We start from the raw sequence: 12,607 nt of genomic DNA on the forward strand, positions 1-12,607 counted from the left end.
TATGAAACTCTCACAACTAGAGCAAGGAAAGGCGGCTTCTATTGTTGCACTAACAGGCTTAACACCAGACGTAAGAAAAAAACTTATGGTTATGGGTATGTTGCCAAAAACCGAGGTAACGCTTATCCGCCGTGCACCTATGGGTGACCCCCTTCAAGTTGAGGTGAGAGGTGTTTCTATCGCCATTCGTGAAAGCATTGCAGAACAAATCGAGGTTATCTAAATGGATTATCAAGTTCTTACTGTTGGTAACCCAAATAGTGGTAAAACAACATTATTTAACGCATTAACTGGTGCCAAGCAGCACGTTGGTAACTGGGTTGGTGTAACCGTAGAAAAGAAGACGGGTTTGTATTCGCACGCTGGTGATCAGTTTCAGCTAACGGATTTACCGGGTATCTACGCACTAGACAGTGGTAATGATGCGAACAGCATTGATGAATCTATCGCGTCTCGTGCTGTGCTAACTCACCCTGCAGATGTCATCATCAATGTTGTCGATGCGAGCTGTCTAGAACGAAGCTTATACATGACATTACAATTACGAGAGTTGGGTCGCCCAATGATCGTTGTATTGAACAAGATGGATGTATTAAAGCGTGAGCGTCAGGTGATTAACCTTAAAGCGCTAGAGAAAGAGCTTGGCTGTCCAGTTTTAAGCTTGTCTGCAAACGACAAAGACCAAGTTGCACGCTTTAAAGAGCGTCTGCATAAACTCCTTGTTCAAGGTGTGAGTCTTGACCCTATCTCTATTGATTACGATGCCGCGTTAGAAACTCTTATCCCTTCTGTTGAGTCACAATTTGATGATGCTGATGTGTCGCATAGAGCACTAGCGATTCGTGCTTTAGAAAATGATTATTTGGTATTGAATGGACTGGCTCCACAAACTCGCACTCAAATTGACAGTGTGCGTCTTGGTGCTGATTTCGATATTGACCTTGCTGTTGCTGACGCCAAATACACTTTCTTACATGACCTTTGTAAACGTGTTCGTCGCAGCGAAGGTAAACTCAGCCGTAACTTTACTGAGAAAGCAGACCAATTCATTTTGAATAAATGGGTCGGCATTCCTTTCTTCTTCGTCATCATGTACCTAATGTTCATGTTCTCTATCAATATCGGTAGTGCGTTTATCGACTTCTTTGATATTGGTGTTGGAGCTATATTAGTTGATGGTGGACACCACTTATTAGATGACCATTTGCCTGTTTGGCTAGTAACCATTCTTGCCGATGGTATCGGCGGTGGTATTCAAACGGTAGCGACCTTTATTCCGGTTATTGCCGCGCTTTACCTATTCTTAGCGGTACTAGAAAGCTCAGGTTACATGGCTCGTGCTGCATTTGTACTTGATAAAGTGATGCAGAAGATTGGTTTACCGGGCAAAGCGTTTGTTCCGTTGGTACTTGGTTTTGGCTGTAACGTTCCCTCAATTATGGCAACACGTACTCTTGACCAAGAGCGTGAGCGTAAACTGGCTGCATCAATGGCGCCGTTTATGTCATGTGGTGCTCGTCTACCAGTATATGCACTGTTCGCAGCTGCGTTCTTCCCAGGTGCTGGGCAAAATGTAGTCTTCGCTCTGTACATCATGGGTATTGTCGCTTCTGTATTTACGGGTTTATTCCTTAAAAATACTATCTATCCTGGTAGCAGTGATAGCTTGGTTATGGAAATGCCGGATTACGAGTTGCCGACCGTGCAAAACGTGATGCTGAAAACTTGGCAGAAGCTGAAACGTTTCGTGCTTGGCGCAGGTAAAACCATCGTAATGGTTGTGGCAATTCTGAGTTTCTTGAACTCTTTAGGTATGGACGGCAGTTTTGGTAACGAAGACAGCGAAAGCTCAGTGCTATCTAAAGCGGCTCAAGTTGTAACTCCAGTGTTCCAACCGATTGGCATTACTGAAGAAAACTGGCCTGCAACGGTTGGTATTATTACGGGTATCTTCGCTAAAGAAGCAGTTGTTGGTACATTAAACAGCTTGTACACAACGCCATCAGACGAAGAAGCGGCTGAATTTGATTTAGCAGCAAGTTTGCAAGAAGCCGTCATGACCATCCCTGAAAATCTAGCGGGTTTGAGCTATTCAGATCCATTAGGTATTGAAGTGGGCGATTTGTCTGACTCAAGCTCTGTGGCTGCAGAACAAGAGGTTGATACTTCGATCTTTGGTAACTTGAAAGACAAGTTTGTATCAGGCCACGCTGCGTTTGCTTACTTGATTCTTATCCTGCTTTACACACCTTGTGTTGCTGCGATGGGCGCTTATGTACGTGAGTTTGGTCAGACGTTTGCCCGCTTCATTGCGGTATGGACAATGGCTCTTGGCTACTTCGGTGCAACCTTCTATTACCAAGCAGCAAACTTCGCGGTACACCCAGTGAGTAGTGCTGTGTGGATGGTGGCAATTGCCGGTGGTTTTGTGGTGACGTATCGCATCTTCAAGAAAATCGGCAGCAAGCAAAAAGCGCTAGAGGTGCAAGTCGTATGATTTTAACTGAACTTCATCAATATATTGATAACGAAGGTGTTGCTGCTCGTAGTGAACTCGCCTCTAAGTTTGGAATGAGTGAAGACGGTGTCGATGCGATGCTGGGAGTGTGGGTCAAGAAAGGTAAGATATCTCGCTTGGTCGACACCAACAAGCAGGGTCATACAACACGTATTCGTTACACCATCAGTAAACAAGATGGCCTGTCACTCAATGTGATGATGTAGTTCAGAGCTTCATACTCTCGTTGAAAACGGCGAGATAGACAATAAAAAAGCCGTTCACCTATTTTAGGTGAGCGGCTTTTTGTTATGTGTCTTTTCCGGACAGCCTTGCTTGAAAACTCAATGAGATGAACTCGAATTACGCTTTCTTGAAGATAGAGCTCAGCGATAATACGTTTTGAATACGAGTATGAATTGCTGCTTGTTCTTCTTCAGTTCGTTGTTCGCCTTTGGTGTTGCCCCATACTGGGCCTGGCCACGCGATGTCGTCTTTGAACCTTGCAATATGGTGAATGTGCAGCTGTGGCACCATGTTACCCAATGCGCCTAGGTTTAACTTGTCTGGTTGAAACGTAGCTTCTAATGCTTGGCTTACCGCTTGAGACTCAAGCAAGAACTGCTGTTGTTCTTTCATTGGTAGATGGTGCAGTTCTTTTAGGTTGGCACGTTTTGGTACCAAGATAACCCAAGGCACTGCGCTGTCTTTGCTTAGCAGCGCCAAGCTTAGTGGAAATTCGCCGATAAGCGTGGTGTCTTTTGCTAACTGTGGGTGAAGTTCAAAGCTCATTATTATTATCCATTTCGATTTCTTGAATTCAGTATACGTTAGATAAAACAAAAGGTTGATGCTCTCACATCAACCTTTCTAATTATCTCGAATCTCGAATCTCGAATCGCTTACATGCGCTCTAGAGTTTCGATACCTAGAAGCGACAGACCTTGCTTGATTGTCTTCGCTGTTAGTGCAGCAAGCTTCAGGCGGCTCTGTTTAACGGTTTCATCTTCAGCCACAAGAATAGGGCATGCTTCGTAGAAGCTAGAAAATTGACCAGCAAGTTCGAACAGGTAGCTACACATGATGTGCGGTTGACCTTCACGAGCAACAGACTGTACCGCTTCTTCAAATTGTAGAAGTTTTGCGATAAGTGCTTTTTCTTTCTCTTCAGTGATTTTGATTTCACCTTCAAGAGAGTCCATAGAAATCCCTGCTTTAGCAAAGATTGAAGCAACACGAGTGTACGCGTACTGCATGTACGGTGCTGTGTTGCCTTCAAATGCTAGCATGTTTTCCCAATCGAACACGTAATCAGTTGTACGGTGTTTAGAAAGATCTGCGTATTTAACAGCCGCCATTGCAACTGTGTTCGCGATGGTTTTCTTCTCGTCTTCTGCTAGCTCAGGGTTTTTAGATTCAATCAGCTGAGTTGCGCGTACTTCTGCTTCGTCCAGAAGATCAGCAAGACGTACTGTACCGCCTGCACGAGTTTTAAATGGCTTACCATCTTTACCTAGCATCATGCCGAACGCGTGGTGCTCAAGAGATACAGACTCAGGAACATAACCCGCTTTACGGACAATAGTCCAAGCTTGCATTAGGTGTTGGTGCTGACGAGAGTCAATGAAGTAAAGTACGCGGTCTGCGCCCAACTCTTCAAAACGGTATTTAGCACAGGCAATATCGGTGGTGGTGTATAGGAAGCCACCGTCACGTTTTTGCACGATAACGCCCATCGGGTCGCCATCTTTGTTTTTGTATTCGTCTAGGAATACAACTTGTGCGCCGTCAGACTCTTTTGCTAGGCCTTGTGCTTGCAGGTCAGAAACGATGTTTGAAAGCATATGGTTGTACATACTTTCACCCATTATATCATCACGTGTCAGTGATACGTTCAGGCGATCGTAGTTACGTTGGTTTTGAACCATGGTTACGTCAACCAGCTTTTTCCACATTTCAGCGCAGTATTCGTCACCGCTTTGCAGTTTCACTACGTAGCCACGTGCTTTCACTGCGAATTCTTCGTCTTCGTCGTAAAGCTTTTTAGATTCACGGTAGAACTGCTCAAGATCTGAAAGTTCCATTGAAACTTCGCCAGTTTCAGCTTGGATGCGCTCAAGGTTTGCGATAAGCATACCGAATTGAGTACCCCAGTCACCAATGTGGTTAGCACGGATAACTTTGTGGCCTAAGAACTCTAATGTACGAACAACAGCATCACCGATGATCGTTGAACGTAGGTGACCAACGTGCATTTCTTTTGCAACGTTCGGTGCTGAGTAGTCAGCAACAATTGTTTGTGCTTCAGCCGCTGTAACACCAAGACGAGAGTCAGCCAATGCTGCGTCTGCTTGTTGTGCTAGGAATGCTTCATCTAGGAAGATGTTTAGGAAACCTGGACCTGCGATTTCAACTTTAGAAGCGATACCGTCTAGGTTTAGAACGTCCAATACTTTTTGAGCAAATTCTCGAGGGTTAGTGCCTAGTCGTTTAGCAACGCCCATAACGCCGTTTGCTTGGTAGTCACCAAATTGTGGTTTTGCAGATTGGCGAACAGCCGCAGGAGAGCCTGCAGGTGCGCCAGCGGCTTCTAGAGCCTGAGATACTTTGTCATTAATCAGTGCTTGGATATTCACACGCGTTTCCTTCAATTCAAGGATGAATAAGAGTGGCCGTTATTTCGTGGGTATTAAATTTGGTTAATTATGCTTCGAGTTAACGATTTAATGCCGAAATGAACAACAGACTCTGTTTAAGTTCACAAAAATGGCGTTAATCATACCAATTTTGTGGGGTTTCTTATAGGTCGAATTGATAGAAAATTAACATTTCCTAAGGGGTTTTTGACAATCGACTTTGACCAAGCCAGGTTTGTCTATTTAGGAAAGTAAGACACCGTACTTTTTGAACGTTTTTTTGTAAAAGCAACGCTTGTTGCTGAAAGTAAAACTGATACCATGCAGCCATTATTTGGAGAACATAGACAATGACCATGAGCCTGAAGCAAGCTGAACTAGAACCACAACAAATGATTGCGCGCCTTGATACGTTTATGGCGAAAATTGAGAACCTAGGAAATACATTGGGTTTAGATTTAAGCTTTGCTCAAGCGGATCATATTGCATTAAGAATCAATGAAACTGAGCTTGCGAAATCAGCACATCAAGCATGGTCTGAATACGGTTCTACGATTTCAGAAGCGATGATTAACGGTCGTCCAATTGTTGTGTTGGCTTTCGATGAACCATTGCAAAGTCTTGGTTGGAAGATTGAGTGTTTAGAGCTTCCGTACCCTGCAGAAGGCAAAATTTACCCAAGCCAAGATTGGGAACATGTCGAGTTTGTGATTCCTTCTCACGCGCAAACGGCTGATGAGTATCTAGCGGACCTCAAAGAAACGTACCCGCAGTTTGCTGCTAAGTTTGAAACCTTGGCTGAGCAAGGCGTTAAGATAAAACTCTCGAGCCCAAAAGGTGAGGGTGAGCGTTTGAATAACCCAACGGTAGCTTTTAAGCATCAAGGGATTTGCATCAAGTTGCATCCACACTCTTTGAAGAAGATTGTAGAGTCTGAACAAGCTTAATTTGAGTAGATAATTGCTGGGATAGATTCCTGATCTCGCCTAGGCTCGTCGGAATGACGGGGTGTTTGATGGTGTTTGCCAGAGTCGAGTTTTAGAGGCTAACTGAGCGTTCGAGGGCGTATGTCAGAGTCTACAGTTAGAGGGTTCTTGCCAAATTCGTCATTCCCGATAGCGACGAAGGAGTGTAGTTGGGAATCTTTAAAAGCTAGTCTAATAACCAGATACAAAAAACGCGCAACGGGTTAACCCTGTTGCGCGTTTTTTATTGGGTTCTAACTGAAAGTCTTACTGTAAATCGAATCCCCGACTTACAGAATTACAGTCTTGTTGCCGTAAACAAACACATGATCGTTGATCACTTTGTTTAGAGCCTTACTCAATACGTTTTTCTCTACGTCACGACCGGCTTGAGCCATGTCTTTTGCGCTGAAGTTGTGATCCACTGGAATCACGTCTTGCTTGATGATTGGGCCTTCATCGAGATCGTTTGTCACGAAGTGCGCGGTTGCACCAATGATTTTTACGCCGCGCTCATAAGCTTGCTGGTATGGTTTAGCACCAATGAATGCTGGTAAGAAGCTGTGGTGAATGTTGATAATTTTGTGGTTGTACTTCTCAACAAACCCCGGAGTCAGCACTCGCATGTATTTAGCAAGCACCAGATAGTCCGCCTCGTACTGGTCAATCACTTCAAGCATCTTCTTCTCATGTTCTTCACGGTTTAATCCTTCGTGAGAAACATGATGATAAGGAATATCAAAACGCTCGGTTAAGCTTTGCAGAGTATCGTAGTTGCCAACCACCGCTGCGATTTCGACATCTAAGCTGCCATCAAAGTTCTTCATCAGAATATCGCCGAGGCAGTGAGCTTCTTTAGTCACGAGTATCACGACACGCTTACGAGAAGAGCCCATCAGCTTACGTTTCGCATTCTCTGGCAATGCTTGGTCTAAATCGGCAAGCAAGGTTTCGTCATTGAAGTAACCCTCTAGCTCGGTACGCATAAAGAAGTGACCACTAGTGTTATCAACGAACTCATTGTTGTGAATAATATTGAGTTGGTGCTTGTAACAAATGTTGGTGATCTTTGAGATGAGGCCTGGGGCGTCAGTACAATGTGTTAATAAAGTTTTTCTTTCCATTTGCATCTTACTTCCATGAATGTTGCACTTTTTTATATGCAATCGGGATTCTTCAAATTTAATGCAGGCCGTCGAACGGTGAACTGAGCCGCAATATCACCGTTATAATTAATCTATTATCAATTTGGTTTCAACAAAATCTACCGTTCATTTAGGGGATTAATAAATAGAGAGGCTTAATAAATTTAGGTAGAGGTTAGATTTCTGACGGTTTTAACCGATATTCTCGGTCAAGTTCCACTAGAGCGAGCCAACATTTCAGCCATGCATAGGTGATCATTTATGGATAAAGAGTTACTAGCGAAAAAGTTGTATTGTAAGCGTGTAAATTCATTAGTTGGTGATGTTCAGGTGGACGGCAACGTTCTTGATGAAATGTGGGAAAGCAAAGCTTCGCCGACTGATGCTGCTAAAGCTATGCAACCAAGTGATTCCGGTTTTTCTGGTGCGCCTTGGTTATCTCGGTATTTGAATCGCAGTAGTTAAACAACCCTTTGATTTGTTTCGGGCTAGGCTGGTTAATAAGGCTTAGCCTACCATGTTCTATTCGATAGACACCTCCGGTGTGCAGTCATTTCTGATTCGCACCGGCTCTCTAAACCTGCCATAATTCGCCTTCTATTTTTCTAAACCACGTACTCTATGATATCTAAAACGTTTTCTGCTGATGGTGCTCTGGGTAAAGCGATCCCAGGATTTCAACCACGACAAGCTCAATTGGACATGGCTGAAGCGGTCTCACAAGCTATCCAGCAACAAAGCCAATTGGTTGTTGAGGCAGGGACGGGTACCGGTAAGACGTTTGCTTACCTCGTGCCAGCGCTGCTGAGTGGCAAGAAAACCATCATCAGTACGGGGTCAAAAAACCTTCAAGAGCAGCTATTTCATCGTGATTTACCATTAATGGTCGATGCGCTTGGTTTTTATGGTCAGGTTGCTCTGCTGAAAGGTCGTTCAAACTATTTGTGTTTAGACCGCTTGAGCCGCCAGATGATCGAAAGTCATGGCACTCATACTGATCCAACATTGTTAGCTCAGTTGGTGAAAGTGCGCAGCTGGTCTTCGGCGACTCAAACTGGTGACTTAGGCGATTGCGATGATATTGCTGAAGATAGTCCGGTTATTCCAACCATTACCTCAACTAACGACAACTGCTTAGGTAAAGAATGCCCAAGCTACACGGATTGCTTTGTGCTGAAAGCGCGTAAAAAAGCGATGGATTCCGATGTTGTCGTAGTAAACCACCACTTGTTCTTAGCTGATTTAGCGATTAAAGAAACCGGGTTTGGTGAGCTTATTCCAGAGGCTGATGTGTTTATCTTCGATGAAGCGCATCAACTTCCAGATATCGCCAGTCAGTACTTTGGACAATCAGTATCAAGCCGACAAATCCAAGAACTAGCTAAAGACATTGAAATTGCTTACCGCACTGAAGCCAAAGACATGCGTCAGTTGCAAAAAGTTGGTGAGAGGCTAATTCAATCAGCTGCTGACCTACGTATTGTTCTCGGCGACACAGGGTTTCGCGGTAATTGGCGTGAAGCGTTGAAGTCAGAGTCGATCGCGAGAGAGTTGGTTCGTTTACAAGATGCGTTGCAACTGGCCGTCGATGTATTGAAATTAGCATTGGGTCGAAGCCAGTTGTTAGACACGGCTTTCGAACGTGCAACCATGATTAAGTCGCGTATCGAACGTGTGTGTGATGTGTCGATTACCGGTTATTCCTATTGGTATGACACAACGCCACGACAATTTGCTTTGCACATCACGCCTCTTTCGGTTGCCGATAAATTCCACGAACAAATCGAGCTCAAGCCGGGTGCTTGGGTGTTTACTTCAGCAACACTAGCTGTGTCGGATGATTTCGACCACTTCACCTCTCGACTTGGATTAAAGCCGTCGGCACAGTTTTCACTGCCGAGCCCATTTGATTATCCGAATCAGGCACGCTTGTGTGTGCCTCGCTATCTTCCAGAGCCCAATAGTCCGGGCTTGGCTGACAAATTAGTCAGAATGCTGGCTCCTGTGATTGAGCAAAACCAAGGTCGTTGTTTCTTCTTGTGTACCTCACACAGCATGATGAAAGAGTTAGGCGAGCGATTCCGTGAAACGCTTACTGTACCCGTTCTATTGCAAGGTGAGACCAGTAAGCAAAAAACCTTAGCCGAATTCATGGAATTAGGTAACGCATTGCTGGTGGCCACTGGTGCCTTTTGGGAAGGTATCGATGTTAGGGGCGACGCATTAAGCTGTGTTATCATCGATAAATTGCCCTTTACAGCTCCAGACGACCCATTACTTAAGGCTCGAATCGAGGACTGTAAGCTAAAAGGGGGTGATCCTTTTGCACAAGTACAGTTACCAGACGCAGTGATTACCTTGAAACAAGGTGTTGGCCGATTAATACGTGATAAGCGTGATAATGGTGCTTTGATTATTTGCGATAACCGCTTGGTGACCCGCGATTACGGTGGTGTGTTTTTGGCGAGTTTACCGCCTATCCCACGTACCCGTGACTTAGGGATCATTAGAGAATTCTTAGCTAAAGACCACTCAACCGCTGCTGAGTAATTGGCATTGTTGAGCTTAGCCATTATTTTTAGATTAGATAACGAATATTTGAGACACGAATGAGCGCGAAAATTCTTGCAGTAGATACCGCAACTGAAAACTGTTCAGTTGCACTAGTAATCGGTGACCAGGTGTTCGCACGTAGCGAAGAGGCTCCTCGAGACCATACGAAAAAAATTCTACCTATGGTTGATGAAGTACTGAAAGAAGCGAATGTCGCTTTAACCGATATCGACGCAATCGCGTTTGGCCAAGGCCCAGGCAGTTTCACGGGTGTGCGTATTGGTATCGGTATTGCTCAAGGCTTGGCTTTTGGTGCTGATTTACCGATGATCGGTGTGTCTACACTGGCAGCGATGGCGCAAGGCAGCTACCGTAAATCTGGGGAAACTCACGTAGCTACAGCGATTGATGCTCGCATGAGTGAAGTCTACTGGGCTCGTTACAGCCGTGAAGACGATGGTCGTTGGACTGCAGTTGATGCTGAATGTGTCACACCTCCAAGCGAATTGGCTGCGCAGCTTGAAGTGGATTCTGAGACATGGGCAAAAGTAGGTACCGGTTGGGAAGCGTATGCAGAGCATATGGACACACTAGCGATCAACACTAAAGCGTGTGAGGTCCTGTTCCCAGAAGCTCAAGATATGGCGTTCCTAGCTCAATTTGCTTATGCAGAAGGCAAAGCGGTTGCAGCTGAAGAGTCTGAGCCAGTTTACCTGCGTGACAAAGTGACGTGGAAGAAACTGCCAGGTCGCGAGTAAATACGTATTATTTTGGCTCTGCATTCACTTTGCAGAGCCAAAATTAAAACAGATACAAAATTATTAAGATTAGGTACAAAATTCCTTAAGCATGGTTTCAATAAACGGCTTACCTCCTTCTTCGATAGGCAATACATCCAAAACCAATCGAACCAATAAAAAGAACGAGGTAAAAAAAGGCGATGCAAAAACCTCAGTTGGTCAGCCAACTAAGGTCGCGAATGCTGTCTCGCATTCGATTCGGCAAGTCAAAGAATCTGAGATTCACAAAGCTCAGGTTCAATATGATCTTCCAGAAGGGCGTGGACGACGTGCGATGGAGGAGTATATGGACGTGATGAATCAAGCTAAAAAAGAGGAACTTGCGAAGCTTATTGGGGTCGATATTTATATCTAGCTTTGTGCTTTTATTTATCCTGTTCTAAGGACCAGCATTATGTTTTCTCTCATTTCTAAATCTCGCTTATTTTTCCTTGTCGCTTTCTCTTCGATGGTGATGGGCTGCTCCTCTTTACCTGAAGAACTTAATGCAAATTCTGAACAGGTGGTAACTGACTACCAAGAGTGGGTAAACACAGTACCAGATGCTGGTGATGTTCGTTTAGGTGGTGTGATTGCCAAGGTGACAAATTTACAAGATAAGACTCGTGTGGAAGTGGTTAACTTACCTATCTCAAGTAACGGTAAGCCAGATATTGATGCCGAGCCAAAAGGGCGCTTTGTCGCTTACATTGATGGTTATGTTGAGCCATTGAGCTTTGCTGAAGGCCGTTTAATCACCTTGGTTGGAACATCAAATGGCACTGAAGATGGCACCGTTGGTGAATATCCTTATACCTTCCCAGTAATGAATGTCTACAACCAACGCTTATGGCAGATCACCGAGCGAGTGGTCATCAACGACTTTGCGCCAACCTATTACTCTTGCCGCAGTTTGCATTGTCGCAGCTTTCAAACCATGCCTAAGTCAGGTCGTGTGATTCAAGATGTGGAATAGTCGAACCTGAGATCGACACACTAAACGATAGGGACACCATACAATCAATGATTGAAAAGTCATATTCCCTTGCGAGCGGGACGCTTGCAACACAACAGATTGGCAACCCAAAAACGACCGCAACGACGGTCGTTTTTATTCATGGTTGGCTAGATAATTCTGCAAGTTTTACTCAGGTTATGCCTCAAATAGCCAAGCTTTCTCCAGATATTCACCTCGTTGCTATCGATCTCTTCGGACACGGTTTCTCGTCGCATAAACTGGGAAGTTATTACCCATTTCATGACTATATTGATGATTTGCATCAGTTGGTGACTAAATTATCGCCAAACAGACTGGTACTGGTAGGACATTCACTTGGTGCATTGATCGCAAGTTGCTATAGTGCCGCCTTTCCTGAAAAGGTGTCAGGATTAATTCAAATTGAAGGTCATGGACCTCTTTCAGAAGCTCCCCACGAAACAGTCTCTCGTTTGAGAGATGGGGTACTCAGTCGTCTTCGACAGCGAAGAAAGCCTTCACGTCCTCTAGCAAGCCTTGAGGATGCTATTAAGCTGAGAGCTCACGCCAATCAAATCAAAGCAGAACTCATTGCTCCTATTGTTGAACGAGGAATCGTTGAGCTAAGTAATGTTGATCGAGCTGTTGTTACTCAAGCTGCTTTTGAGGAAGCGACAGTAGATCAAGATGCAGCCGAGTTCGAGAACTCTTGGCAATGGCGATGCGACCCTAACCTAAAATGTGACTCGTTATATCGAATGTCACAAGCGCATGCTGAAGCGATCATGGCGGCTATTGAATGCCCTCAATTAATAGTTTTAGGAAATGATGGATTCCGACATTTGCAGCATAATCGCTACAAATCAGCCCATAGTTCTCTGAATATAGAGACTGTTCCTGGCGGACATCATTGCCATTTAGAGAGCCCAGAGCTAGTTTCAGAGCTAATTCTTGGTGTAGTTAACAAAATTTAAACAAGTGTTTGAGCCTTTTAGTGCTCATGCACTAAAGCTGTGCTGTAATACCGCAATGATAAAAAGCGGCGAAGCAGTCGTC

13 protein-coding genes are annotated in these 12,607 nt (G+C 44.5%); 10 read left to right on the forward strand and 3 right to left on the reverse strand.

Annotated elements, in window-relative coordinates; translation table 11 throughout:
• Position 1: 1 nt before the first annotated feature.
• Genes BCU75_RS23915 through BCU75_RS23925 form a run of 3 tightly spaced genes read left to right on the forward strand, consistent with a single transcriptional unit; the run spans position 2 to position 2,724 of the window.
• Entirely contained in the window at positions 2-223 is a 222-nt protein-coding gene (locus BCU75_RS23915) for a FeoA family protein (protein ID WP_004734203.1), read from the forward strand.
• On the forward strand, positions 224-2,497 hold the full coding sequence (gene feoB / locus BCU75_RS23920) for a Fe(2+) transporter permease subunit FeoB (RefSeq protein ID WP_102475278.1): 2,274 nt from the start codon (positions 224-226) through the stop codon (positions 2,495-2,497).
• On the forward strand, positions 2,494-2,724 hold the full coding sequence (locus BCU75_RS23925) for a FeoC-like transcriptional regulator (RefSeq protein WP_102475279.1): 231 nt from the start codon (positions 2,494-2,496) through the stop codon (positions 2,722-2,724). The genes feoB and BCU75_RS23925 overlap by 4 nt, the downstream gene beginning before the upstream one ends.
• Before the next feature lie 136 nt (positions 2,725-2,860).
• On the opposite strand, the gene BCU75_RS23930 is transcribed toward BCU75_RS23925, so the two are convergent.
• A complete protein-coding gene (locus BCU75_RS23930; protein WP_065110960.1) occupies positions 2,861-3,289 on the reverse strand; it encodes an HIT family protein in 429 nt (142 codons plus the stop codon).
• A gap of 110 nt (positions 3,290-3,399) precedes the next feature.
• The gene (gene argS, locus BCU75_RS23935; protein WP_102475280.1) at positions 3,400-5,133 is read right to left on the reverse strand and encodes an arginine--tRNA ligase; all 1,734 of its coding nucleotides are present in this window, start codon (positions 5,131-5,133) and stop codon (positions 3,400-3,402) included.
• 350 nt (positions 5,134-5,483) lie between these two features.
• Here argS and BCU75_RS23940 point away from each other — a divergent pair, with 350 nt between their 5' ends.
• Positions 5,484-6,080 carry a VOC family protein gene (locus tag BCU75_RS23940; RefSeq protein WP_102314876.1) on the forward strand — a complete coding sequence of 199 codons (597 nt, stop codon included), beginning with the start codon at positions 5,484-5,486 and terminating at the stop codon, positions 6,078-6,080.
• 308 nt (positions 6,081-6,388) lie between these two features.
• Here the strand turns inward: BCU75_RS23940 and purU are convergent, their stop codons facing one another.
• Positions 6,389-7,222: a formyltetrahydrofolate deformylase gene (purU, locus tag BCU75_RS23945; RefSeq protein WP_017093523.1), complete on the reverse strand. Its 834-nt coding sequence runs from the start codon at positions 7,220-7,222 to the stop codon at positions 6,389-6,391.
• 282 nt (positions 7,223-7,504) lie between these two features.
• On the opposite strand from purU, the gene BCU75_RS23950 reads away from it, so the two are divergent.
• From BCU75_RS23950 to BCU75_RS23975, 6 genes are all read left to right on the forward strand, one after another.
• Entirely contained in the window at positions 7,505-7,708 is a 204-nt protein-coding gene (locus BCU75_RS23950) for a hypothetical protein (RefSeq protein WP_102475281.1), read from the forward strand.
• Between the two features lie 156 nt (positions 7,709-7,864).
• A complete protein-coding gene (locus tag BCU75_RS23955) occupies positions 7,865-9,793 on the forward strand; it encodes an ATP-dependent DNA helicase (protein WP_102475282.1) in 1,929 nt (642 codons plus the stop codon).
• Between the two features lie 59 nt (positions 9,794-9,852).
• Positions 9,853-10,554 carry a tRNA (adenosine(37)-N6)-threonylcarbamoyltransferase complex dimerization subunit type 1 TsaB gene (tsaB, locus tag BCU75_RS23960; protein ID WP_102475283.1) on the forward strand — a complete coding sequence of 234 codons (702 nt, stop codon included), beginning with the start codon at positions 9,853-9,855 and terminating at the stop codon, positions 10,552-10,554.
• 91 nt (positions 10,555-10,645) lie between these two features.
• On the forward strand, positions 10,646-10,951 hold the full coding sequence (locus BCU75_RS23965) for a hypothetical protein (RefSeq protein ID WP_017074520.1): 306 nt from the start codon (positions 10,646-10,648) through the stop codon (positions 10,949-10,951).
• A 39-nt stretch (positions 10,952-10,990) separates the two neighbouring features.
• Complete coding sequence (locus BCU75_RS23970; RefSeq protein ID WP_076674364.1) at positions 10,991-11,551, forward strand: Slp family lipoprotein; 561 nt, start codon at positions 10,991-10,993, stop codon at positions 11,549-11,551.
• 47 nt (positions 11,552-11,598) lie between these two features.
• Entirely contained in the window at positions 11,599-12,525 is a 927-nt protein-coding gene (locus BCU75_RS23975; protein ID WP_102475284.1) for an alpha/beta hydrolase, read from the forward strand.
• The last annotated feature ends 82 nt before the right edge of the window (positions 12,526-12,607 follow it).

The sequence above is a fragment of the Vibrio splendidus genome, from assembly GCF_002873455.1.
GTDB lineage: Bacteria > Pseudomonadota > Gammaproteobacteria > Enterobacterales > Vibrionaceae > Vibrio > Vibrio splendidus_J.